This window comes from Nonomuraea mesophila (assembly GCF_004352805.1).
Lineage (GTDB): Bacteria > Actinomycetota > Actinomycetes > Streptosporangiales > Streptosporangiaceae > Nonomuraea > Nonomuraea longispora.
The window spans coordinates 68262-78104 of record NZ_SMLD01000023.1; the positions used below are offsets into that span (position 1 = coordinate 68262).

Sequence of the window (9843 nt, forward strand, 5' to 3'; positions counted from 1 at the left end):
CGTTCTCGTTCGGCGGAATTTCACGACGCTGTTACGCGACCGTCGGGCAGGGAAATGTCCAGTCGCCGGCACCAGGTTTGTGGCGGTGTCCATCCGCCGGCCGGCGTGAAGTTCAGCTGCAGCAGGCGGGCGGAGCCGGGAACCGGCCCGCCGAGGTGGCGAGTTCCGTGCGCGGCCGCCTCGCCCTCCGGGTCGAACGCGCCGTTGTTGTGGTCGTCGTAGGAAGTGCCGAGGTCGTCCTCCGTGGACAACATCCAGTACCAGAAGAAGGTGCCCTTGGTCTCCTCCTCCTGCTGCCGCAGTCCGGGCACGAACTCGTAGTGCAGCACGCCGCCGGCCTCCGTCAGCTCCAGCCCTCGGGCGACCACGTGGTGGCCTTCCACCAGCTCTCCGAGGTCGACGTCGAAGACGATGTCGAGACGTACCGATCCGCCCCTCTTGGAGAGGTAGGCGTCGGTGGCCGTGCGCGGCGGGATGCGGACCATGCATCCAGCATCGGGCATGATCACTGATGGGCCGACCACAGACGTCACCACCCCCTTGCACCGTTGCCCGAAAGTACGTTCATGGATGCGGCTGACCATGCTTTCGGCCGATACCGTCCCCGCGGGCGGCTGTGCAGGATTCGGCCCTATGCTTCGCGAAGAGTTCCCCCACGAACCGACCTCCCGGCCCCGGATCATCGCGCTCGACGTGCTGCGCGGGTTCACGTTGTGCGAGATCCTGTTCGCCAACATCCAGCTGATCGCCAATCACGGCACCGCCGTCGTGACGCAGCCCATGGGCGACTGGGATCCGTGGCTCGGGTTACCGATCTTCTCCCTGCTGTTCGGCATCGGGTTCACGCTGCTGCTGGACTCCGCCGCCGACCGCGTCTCCCGCCCGTGGCTGGTCCTGCTGCGACGGCTGGTGGCGCTGCTCGCGATCGGGCTCGTGCACATGGTGTTGTGGCCGGGGGAGATCCTGACCAAGTACGCGGTGGTCGGCGTGCTGGTGCTGCTGCCCTCGTCCTGGCTGCCGCGATGGGCCGTGGCCGGCCTCGCCGTCGTGCTCGTTCCGGTGGCGCTTTTCGGCGGGGGAGGGCCTCTGCTGATCGCCGGGCTGTTCCTCCTCGGCTCGGCACTGGTCCGGTACGGGGTGATCGAGCGGATCGAGCGATCCACCCGAGGGCCGCTCCTGCTGGGGTTGGTCTTCGTGGGTGGGGCGGCCGCTGCCCTGTGGGTGCACGCCCACGTGGAGATCGGGGCTGACCCGATGCGGCCGTCGTTCCCCTCCAGCCTGGCCGACCTGCTGATCGCCGGCGTGGTGGTGTGCGCCCTGCTGGTCCTGCTCAGGACGCCGCTGCGGCCGGTGCTTCGGGTCGTCTTCGCGCCGCTGGGCCGGATGGCTCTGACCAACTACCTGACCGCCACGCTGCTCGTCCTGGCGGCCAGCCGCATCCTCGGCCTGCCGGTCGGCCAGTCCTTGCAGGTGGCGTTCCTGACCGCGGGGGCCATCCTCGCGGCCCAGTGGCTGCTGTCCGTCCTGTGGCTGCGCCGCTACCGCCAGGGCCCGCTCGAATGGCTCTGGCGCTGGGTCACCTGGGCCCGCCGCCCGCCTTTCCGCCGGATCGGTACGTGATCGGCTGAGCGCCCCGCCGTCGGTCCGCAGCGAGGAGTTCTGTATCCGAATTGCACCGTTCGGTGATCCTTGTACACTCTTGACAGTCTTCGCGACAAGATCAACCGAACGTCGGTAACGCTCGCTGGGGTCGCAACCATGCTGGAAACCGCTTACTCCGCCAAGACCTGGATGGGAGCCGGAGGTGGCGTCCAGGACGCGGTGCGCGACCTGCGGATCGGCGTGGACGAGTTCTGCGACGCGATGGGCGAGCGGCCGTTCGGGAGTGACGACCTGGGCCGGGCCCTGTACGAGGGCGATCGGGCGCGGAAGGCGCCGGGGTTCGTGGGGCTGCGCGACGCCCTGCTGGAGAACCTGGTCGGTACGGTGAACCTACTCCAGGGCATGGGCGCCGGCATGGTCAACGCCGGCATCGTCTACCACAGCGCCAACAGCGCGACCATGGACGTCCTGACCGGACAGAGATCCTCGCAGCTCCCGTCATCCGCGGCCTTGGAGGAGATCGAGGAATACCGGCCGGTGATCGAGGGCGGCAGACTGCCCTCGACGGTCGAGCCGCCCGATTTCGTGCAGCAGGCGGCATGGTTCCTGCAGGCCATGGGTTTCGGGTGCGCCTACCCCGACGGCGACATCGCCAAGGTGAACGTGCTGCGCGAGGCCGCGCTGACGATCGGCCGCGTCGTCGACCGGGTGGCGGAGGAGGTCGACCAGCACGCGGGGCGGGTGATCACGTCCGGGCACGGGCCGAACACGGACGAGTACAAGAAGGCCGTGAAGATGCTCACCGGCGAGAAAGGACTGCTGGCGGAGCTGAAACGGCAGGCGGACGAGCTCGCCGAGTACTGCCGTACGGGGATGGACGCGATCTCCAAGGCGCAGTGGCACTTCTGGGTGGCCGCCGCCTACGTGATCACTTTGGTGTACGTGGCGACCGTCATCAACCCCTATCTCAACGCCGCGGCCGCGCGGGTCATCCGGCTGGAGGGGATGGCCCTGCAGATCACCTTGCGGATCATTCGCGAGGCGGTGCTGGGCATGGCCTTCGCCGGTGGGCTGAACGTGATCGACCAGCTGTTCACCACCGGTGACATCGACCTGAAGCAGCTCCTCCAGTCGACGTGGCACGGGGCGGTTGCCGGCGGCCTCATGGGCGGCGCGCACGGCGCCCTGCCCTCGCTCCTGCGCAAGGGCGGCCCGCTGCTGACCGGCCTGGCCTCGGCGATGGAGAAACCCGGCTGGGAACGGGTCCTCTCCCGCCTCCTCGTCGGGGGGACGGTGAGCACCGGCGCCCTGGCGACGGCCGGATGGGCGAGCGGGTACGGCTGGGACTGGAAACATGCCGCACAGGCGGGCTTCGGCATGGCCCTCCTCGGCACCGGCGCGGAACTGGCCGGCAAGACGTTCGCGGCCGGCCGGCAGCGTGTGTCTCCCGAACTTGGACTGCGCCTGCCGCGGGAACCCTTCCCCAAGAAGGGCCTGCAGTGGCTGCGCAGCCCCGAGAAGAGGTGGATGGAGTTCAAGTGGTCCATGGCGTTCATGCCGCTCGCCGCGCCCGTGGCCGGCCTGACGGCGCTGGTGAAGTTCGCCGAGGACGGCAAGAGCCCTTTCATGACGCAGCCGCGGCTCGGCAAGGACGGCGAACTCTTCAACATGTGGAAATTCCGCTCCATGAAAAGCTCCGACGGCATGGATTCCAGCCTGGGATCCGCCGACACCCGGGTCACCCGATTCGGCAAGGTCATGCGAGCCGCCGGATGGGACGAGCTTCCGCAGCTGCCGCAGGTCGCCGCCGGGAAGATGTCGTTCATCGGACCGCGCTCCCTGGTGCAGGCGACCCATGACGAGATGGCACGCTATCTGAGCCCGCAGGTCAACGACGCGTGGACGACCGGCAAGAAGGCGGCCACTCCGGGAATGTGGAGCCACTTCGGCTTCTACAAGTCGTACTTCGGCTACGCGGATGCCTCCCCGGACTTCAACATGCTGCGCGGGAGGCTGGACAACTGGTATTTCCAGCACGCCAGCGAGCCGATCGACCGCGAGCATTTCGGGAAGGAATTCCAGAAGATGATGAAAGCCTGGGGTTCCGCGGTGACGGGAGGAAAGGGCTGACGCCCGTGCGGTCCCGGGAGGCGGCCCGGGGCGCGGTCAGCCGATTCTGGAGATGGTCCGTACGGATGAGGCGTGCCGGTAGACCTCTCCCGTGGTGGTGTCGAAGTACGGTGACGACACCGCGTCGTACCAGCCCTGCGCGTCCCTGTTCCAGGTGAGGCTGTTGACACCGACCAGGGTGCCGAGCCCGCGGTTCTCGTTCCAGCCGATCAGCCAGGGCCCGCCGCTCGCGCCGTGGCTGAAGTCGCACGGCTGCAGTTGTACGCCCTTCTGCAGGTCGAAGGCGGGCGCCACGGCGGCCCACTGGGTGAGGGTCCGGTCGCAGCTGCGCAGGCTCTTGCCGTTGAACGGGTGGCTCCTGTCGGGCTGCATGCCCGCCGGGTAGCCGAAGGAGACCGGGGAGTACGTGGAGGGCTTCTTGTTGAGTGCGAGCCCCTGCCCGCCCACGTTGTCCTGGAGCCGGCCGATGTCCTTCATGATGTAGGTGCCGTTCTTCTTCGTCCACGTGAAGCCGCGGTGCACGGTGACGAACGCGTAGTCGTAGTCGTAGTCGCCCTTGCCCGACCAGTCCTCGTGCATGCTGATGGCGGCGCCCACGTAGATGCCTCCTGACGCTTCGCCGCTGGGGACGAAGATCCAGGAGTCGGCGGCCCTGGCCTGGCGCGAGTCGTACGCGCAGTGGGCGGCCGTGGCGACGACGCTGCGGTTCTTGGCGGCGACGGCGCTGGCCGAGCACCAGTACTCCTTGTCGCCGAAGCGGAAGTAGACCTTGCCCATGGTCGTGGCCAGCTTGCCCTTGCGCGGCATCACGGGCGCCACGTTCTTCGCGGCGAGGGAACGCCTGATGGCGGCCACGGGGTTGCGCTGGTCGGTGGACGTCTGGGGCTGCGAGGTCGGGGCCGCCTTGGTGTCGGGCGTGGCGGGACTGTAGTTGTCGGCCGCCTTGAGCCGGTCGGGCTTCCAGTGCTCGGCGACCCTCTTCACGTCCACCTGGGTGGTGGCCAGGGGGACGGCGTACACCTTGCTGTCGCGCGCGGCGTCGGCGATCCCCGTGAGGGCGGACAGCACCAGCAGCGCGCTGCTCAGAGCAGCGAGCGCGAGGTGCCTGGCCCGGGGGATCATCTATTGCCTTTCTTGGGGTCGTAAGGTGGGATTTTTCCAGATGTACAGACGGTATTGCAGCGTGGATAGAGATTCGTTACCTGATCAAGGGTGCACTTCGCACTATAAGGACTCTGTCAGACATCCACTCCGCATACCTCTAAATGATCATTAAACTGTTGCATCTTCGCAGGTCAGAGTAGGTATGCCGATCGCATGATGTGTCGTGAAAAGTGCTCTTTCGCAGGGCTTTCGGTGTTGACCGAGTGGCGCACACCACGTCGTCGCCGGGCCCATTCCGCCGCCAGGGGAAGGCCCCGGAACCCACCCGGGAACCGGGGCCTGGGTGCCGGGCTCGATCACGGCATGTTGCCGGTCCAGCGGTTGGCGGCGGCCTTGTAGACCTTGTAGGTGTCGGTGTTGAAGTACGGCGACGAGGTGTGGTCGTAGCGGTCGTTGCCGTCGGTGTCCCACGCGACGCTGTTGACCCCGATCAGGTAGCCGGTGCGCGACGCGCTCTTGTACGAGTACAGCAGCGGCCCGCCGCTCGCCCCGGCGGTGAAGGAGCACTTGAGCCCGACGTGCTCCTGCAGGTTGTACTTCTTGGCCTCGGGCATCGGCTTGGTCTTGCCGTAGCACCACTTCATCGTGCGCCCGCTGAACGGCTTGTCGCCGTCGGGGTGCTCGCCGGCCGGGTAGCCGAAGGAGAACACGGTCGCCTTGGTGCTGCGGTTCCAGGTGAAGCCCTGGCCGCCGACGTTGTCACCGAGACGGCCGACGTTCTTGACCCGCCACTTCCAGCGGCCCCTCTCCTTCGCCCAGTCGACCTTGATGCCGTTGTAGACGTTGACGAACGCGTAGTCGTAGTCGAAGTCCTCCTTCACCAGGAAGTCGTCGTGCGCGTTGAACGTCTTGGCGGCGTAGATGCCGTAGGGCGCTTTGCCGTCCCAGACGCTCTTGCCGTCCCAGTACGAAGGAATGAACACCCAGTTGTCGTAGAAAATGTTCTTCTTCGTGTCGTACACGCAGTGGGCGGAGGTCGCCACGAGGTTGCGGTACTTGCCCTGCACCGAGCTGGCCGAGCAGTAACGCCAGTTCTTCGGGTTGCGCGGGTCGGCCTTCGGCAGCGTGAAGAACACGCGGCCGACGGTGTTCGGCAGGTTGACCTGCTTGCTCTTCTTGGCCTTCGTCTTCTTCTCCCCGCCGATCGGCGGGACGGATCCGGCGGGGCCGTCGGGGGTGCTGTTGCCGCTTCTGAGGCCCTTGGTGGTCAGGTCGATGGTGTCGTCGTGGTCGGTCGCCCGCTTCACGCGGTCCGGCGTCCAGAACTGGATGGCCTGCTCGGCGGGGGTGGCCGCGTTCCTGGACACGACGTCTGAAGGTGCCGTCGCGCCGGCCGCGGCGCCGCTGAGCGTTCCCGTGGCCGGCCCGACGGCCACCAGGCCGGCCAGCGGGATCGCGATGCGCCTTGCTCGGGAATACATGGAGCTCCTCTCGGCTTTCGGCGGCCCAGAGCGGGGTGCTGCGCCCCGGGTGGGCCAGGAAAACGATCGGAACGTTAATAAATGGCCGGAGCGGCGGCCAGGAAACGACGCGAAAAAGCATGGCCCGGTTCCGTTCCGTTATGGAAATAGCGAGATCGCATGTATTCCTGATCGGCATTTCCGCAGGTGGGAAGGGGTGTTATTTCGGCTCCGGCAACAGTGGTAACTCGCTTTATCAGAAGCCACTGCTTATCAACCGAATGTTGTTCTGGTTAGATGGTTTCATGGATCCCCGCACGCCCTGCCTCATTGGCATCGCACAACGCACCATTCGCGAGCAGCCCGGCCAGGAACCGCTCGACCTGTGGGAGGAGGTGGCGCGCGCGGCCACCGCCGACGCCCGGCTCCCGGCCGGGCGGCTCGACTCGATCCAGCTCGTCTACAGCGACTCCTGGCAGTACGACGCGCCGGTGGGCCGCCTCGCCGAACGCCTCGGAGCCGCACCGCGCCACCGCGCCTACTCCAAGGTCGGCGGTACGGCTCCGCACCTGCTCATCGGCGAGGCGGCCGCCAGGATCACGGCAGGGGAGATCGACTCGGCGCTGGTCGCGGGGGCCGAGGCGCTGGCCACGCGCCGGGCGTACCGGCAGGCGGGCGAGAGCGTGCCGTGGAGCCATCCGGCCGTGCCCAAACCCCCGTACGGATGGGAACGGCCGCCGCATCCCTCGGCGCTGGCCCACGGCCTGTTCATGCCGGTGCACACGTACGCGATCATGGAAACGGCGCGGCGGGCGGCGCTCGGCCTCACGATCGAGGAGGAGATGCGCGAGCGGGGGCGCATGATGGCGCCGATGACCGAGGTCGCCGCCGCCAACCCGTACGCCTGGCGCAGGACCCCGCGCACCCCCGGCGAGCTGGTGCACGGCAACCGTTTCGTCGGCTGGCCCTACACCAGGAACACGGTCGCCGTCATGGAGGTGGACCAGGCGGCGGCCGTCGTCCTGGCGAGCTCACGGCTGGCCGACCGGCTCGGGGTGCCCGCCGGTCAGCGGGTGTACCTGCGCGGGTGGGCGTACGCGGAGGACACCTGGGAGGTGGCGGCGCGGCCCGCGCTCGGACGCTCCGAGGCCGTCGGCAGGGCCGCGGAGGCCGCCTTCAAGCGTGCGGGGCTCGGGCCGGACGACCCGCACTCCCTCGATCTCTACAGCTGCTTCGCGATCGCGCTGCGGCAGGCGTGCGACGCCATCGGGCTCGACCCGCTGGACCGGCGCGGGCTCACGGTGACCGGCGGGCTGCCGTACGCGGGCGGGCCGGCCAGCGGTTACGTGCTGCACTCGACGGCCACCATGGCGGGGCTGCTGCGCGCGCAGCCGGGACACGGCCTGGTGACCGGGGTGGGGATGCACCTGACCAAGCACGCCTGGGCCGTCTGGTCCAGCGAGCCCGGCGGAACTCTCGGAGAGGCCGCGCCGGTGTTCGTGGCCGAGGAGAGACCGATCGTGCCGGTGTGCACGGGTGAGGCCGTCGTGGCCGGCTACACCGTGGCGCACGGGCGGGACGGCGCGCCGGAGCGCGGGGTGCTCGTGGTGGACGTGCCGTCCGGCGGGCGGGCGTACGCGGTGGTGACACGGGACGACCTGCTGGCCGACGCCGAGTCGCGCGAGCTGGTCGGGCAGGTGGTACGGGTCGCGCATGACGGTGAGGTGAACGTGGCGACCTGGTGATCCCCTGAAGTGGATGCAAAATCTGTGACCGCTCGACTACTATCCGGGGTTGACATTTTTATGTCACTCGCCCACGCTGGAGTCATGCGGAGGACCACGGTGCGCATCGACGAGACGCTCCTCAACGAGGCGAAGGCCTATGCGGCGAGAAACGGACGCAGTCTCAACTCAGTGATGGAGGACGCCTTGCGGCAACTCATCAACCGCTCCGCGGAAGCAACGGAGCGCCCCCGCATCGAGCTGATCACGTCAACCGCCGAGCCGGGCTTCCAGCCATGGGTGCAAAGGCGGCTCGACGCCGGCGAGAAGCTGGAGCACATCGCCTACGACCTCGACGACGAGGAGCGTTTCCCGGAGGTGTTCGATGCTTCTCGCTGACATCAACATCCTCGTCAACGCCTTCCGCCACGAGTCTGCCGACCACGATCGATGCCATGCGACCGTGGAGCGCATGGTGAACGGCGACTCCAGCTACGCCGTGAGCGACTTCGTCGTCAACGGCTTCGTCCGCATGGTCACCAACCGGCGCATCTACAAAGATCCCGATGACCTCGACCGTGCCCTGGCCTTCGCGTCGTCCTACCGCAACCAGCCGCACGCGTTGGTGGTCAGCGGCGCGGACAGGCACTGGGAGATCTTCGTCAGGCTGTGCCGGCAGGCCGGGGCCTCGGGCAACCTCGTTCCCGACGCCTACCTCGCCGCGCTCGCCATCGAGCACGGTTGTGAATTCGTGACCTGTGACAAGGACTTCGCCAGGTTCGAGGGCTTGCGCTGGCGGTCCCCCCTCAACTGAACTGGAGGGAAAGGGCGCAAGCCAGACTACTCGGCGAGGAACGTCGTGGCTGAGCGGTTCGACGTCATCGAGTCAGGCGGCGAGCGCGGACGCCGTCCCTGGATCGGGCTGGTGGTGGTCCTGGCGCTCGTGCTGGTCCCTGCCGTCAGCCTGCTCGTCAGCCAGGAGCCGGCGCCCGCTCCCGCACCCGGTCCGGTGTCGCCGCAGCCGGTCCCCGGGCCCATCAGGTCCTTACGCACGATCGACAACCCGCCCAACATCCTGCACGCCGAGGCCACGAAGAAGGGTGGCGACGAGGTCCTCGACGTGGTGTTCCCGCACGGGGCGCGCGCCAAGGTGCGCTATCCGGCCGAGCTCGGCCTCGCCGACATGGGCACGCGGCCGTTCCAGGGTGTCTGGGTGGAGGGGAGCTACCGCCAGTTCGTCGCCCCGTACGGCGGCGAGATGCAGATCACCCAAGGCGGCGAACCGATCAGAAACTACGCCCCCAACGTCACGCTCTGGCCGCGCCCGGCGGGCAGCGGCGGCTACGGGCAGGTGTTGATGTTCGTGTTCGGGCCGTGGCGGCTGGCGATGTACGACCAGGGGAGCGGGCTGTCGTTCGAGGAGCGTACGGCGCTGGCCGAAGGGCTGCGGGGCAAGGTGACGAAGGACGGCTACCTGGTGTTGTCGGCCGAGGACGCCGGTGACGGCGTGCGGCTCGCCGAGCCGGGCGACACCGTGCGGGGGCAGCCGGTGGGGCCGCAGCTGTGGTTCGGCGGCGGCGCGGGGACGATGGTGGTGCTGACGCCGGCGCCCGGCTGCGAACGCACCGCCAGGGTGCCCTACGTGATCCGCGGGCGCGGGCGACCGGTCGACTCGGTGTGCCGCGGCGGCGTGCAGGTCACCGTCACCGGCTCCCAGAGGTTCCGCGACCAGGTCGTCCAGGGCATCCGCATCACGCACGAGTAGACCCGCGGGCCCGCGTCGACACAGGGGGTGGCGAGGCGCCGGCAGGACGGTGGCGGGG

General features: G+C 68.3%; 9 protein-coding genes. 6 read left to right on the plus strand and 3 right to left on the minus strand.

Going from position 1 to position 9843, the window contains the following annotated elements:
• Positions 1–20: 20 nt before the first annotated feature.
• Entirely contained in the window at positions 21–485 is a 465-nt protein-coding gene (locus E1295_RS12010; RefSeq protein ID WP_132630334.1) for a hypothetical protein, read from the minus strand.
• 148 nt (positions 486–633) lie between these two features.
• Between E1295_RS12010 and E1295_RS12015 the strand changes: the two genes are divergently transcribed.
• Together E1295_RS12015 and E1295_RS12020 are read left to right on the plus strand one after the other, a co-directional pair.
• The gene (locus tag E1295_RS12015) at positions 634–1620 is read left to right on the plus strand and encodes a DUF418 domain-containing protein (protein WP_132630335.1); all 987 of its coding nucleotides are present in this window, start codon (positions 634–636) and stop codon (positions 1618–1620) included.
• 138 nt (positions 1621–1758) lie between these two features.
• Entirely contained in the window at positions 1759–3732 is a 1974-nt protein-coding gene (locus E1295_RS12020) for a sugar transferase (RefSeq protein ID WP_132630336.1), read from the plus strand.
• A gap of 36 nt (positions 3733–3768) precedes the next feature.
• Here E1295_RS12020 and E1295_RS12025 read toward each other — a convergent pair whose 3' ends face one another.
• Together E1295_RS12025 and E1295_RS12030 are read right to left on the minus strand one after the other, a co-directional pair.
• Positions 3769–4854 carry a trypsin-like serine peptidase gene (locus tag E1295_RS12025; RefSeq protein WP_132630337.1) on the minus strand — a complete coding sequence of 362 codons (1086 nt, stop codon included), beginning with the start codon at positions 4852–4854 and terminating at the stop codon, positions 3769–3771.
• Positions 4855–5192: 338 nt separating this feature from the next.
• The gene (locus E1295_RS12030; RefSeq protein ID WP_132630338.1) at positions 5193–6317 is read right to left on the minus strand and encodes a trypsin-like serine peptidase; all 1125 of its coding nucleotides are present in this window, start codon (positions 6315–6317) and stop codon (positions 5193–5195) included.
• Positions 6318–6601: 284 nt separating this feature from the next.
• Between E1295_RS12030 and E1295_RS12035 the strand changes: the two genes are divergently transcribed.
• The 4 genes from E1295_RS12035 (at position 6602) to E1295_RS12050 (ending at position 9785) form a co-directional block, all read left to right on the plus strand.
• Positions 6602–8041 carry an acetyl-CoA synthetase gene (locus E1295_RS12035; protein ID WP_132630339.1) on the plus strand — a complete coding sequence of 480 codons (1440 nt, stop codon included), beginning with the start codon at positions 6602–6604 and terminating at the stop codon, positions 8039–8041.
• Positions 8042–8140: 99 nt separating this feature from the next.
• Positions 8141–8419: a hypothetical protein gene (locus E1295_RS12040; RefSeq protein WP_132630340.1), complete on the plus strand. Its 279-nt coding sequence runs from the start codon at positions 8141–8143 to the stop codon at positions 8417–8419.
• Complete coding sequence (locus E1295_RS12045) at positions 8406–8834, plus strand: type II toxin-antitoxin system VapC family toxin (RefSeq protein ID WP_132630341.1); 429 nt, start codon at positions 8406–8408, stop codon at positions 8832–8834. The genes E1295_RS12040 and E1295_RS12045 overlap by 14 nt, the downstream gene beginning before the upstream one ends.
• A 45-nt stretch (positions 8835–8879) precedes the next feature.
• A complete protein-coding gene (locus tag E1295_RS12050; protein WP_132630342.1) occupies positions 8880–9785 on the plus strand; it encodes a hypothetical protein in 906 nt (301 codons plus the stop codon).
• Positions 9786–9843: the final 58 nt, after the last annotated feature.

Excerpts from the sequence above, each read along its gene's own strand:
- E1295_RS12010 (WP_132630334.1), bottom strand. The coding sequence starts at position 485 with ATGGTCCGCATCCCGCCGCGCACGGCCACCGACGCCTACCTCTCCAAG.
- E1295_RS12015 (WP_132630335.1), top strand. The coding sequence starts at position 634 with ATGCTTCGCGAAGAGTTCCCCCACGAACCGACCTCCCGGCCCCGGATC.
- E1295_RS12020 (WP_132630336.1), top strand. The coding sequence starts at position 1,759 with ATGCTGGAAACCGCTTACTCCGCCAAGACCTGGATGGGAGCCGGAGGT.
- E1295_RS12025 (WP_132630337.1), bottom strand. The coding sequence starts at position 4,854 with ATGATCCCCCGGGCCAGGCACCTCGCGCTCGCTGCTCTGAGCAGCGCG.
- E1295_RS12030 (WP_132630338.1), bottom strand. The coding sequence starts at position 6,317 with ATGTATTCCCGAGCAAGGCGCATCGCGATCCCGCTGGCCGGCCTGGTG.
- E1295_RS12035 (WP_132630339.1), top strand. The coding sequence starts at position 6,602 with ATGGATCCCCGCACGCCCTGCCTCATTGGCATCGCACAACGCACCATT.
- E1295_RS12045 (WP_132630341.1), top strand. The coding sequence starts at position 8,406 with ATGCTTCTCGCTGACATCAACATCCTCGTCAACGCCTTCCGCCACGAG.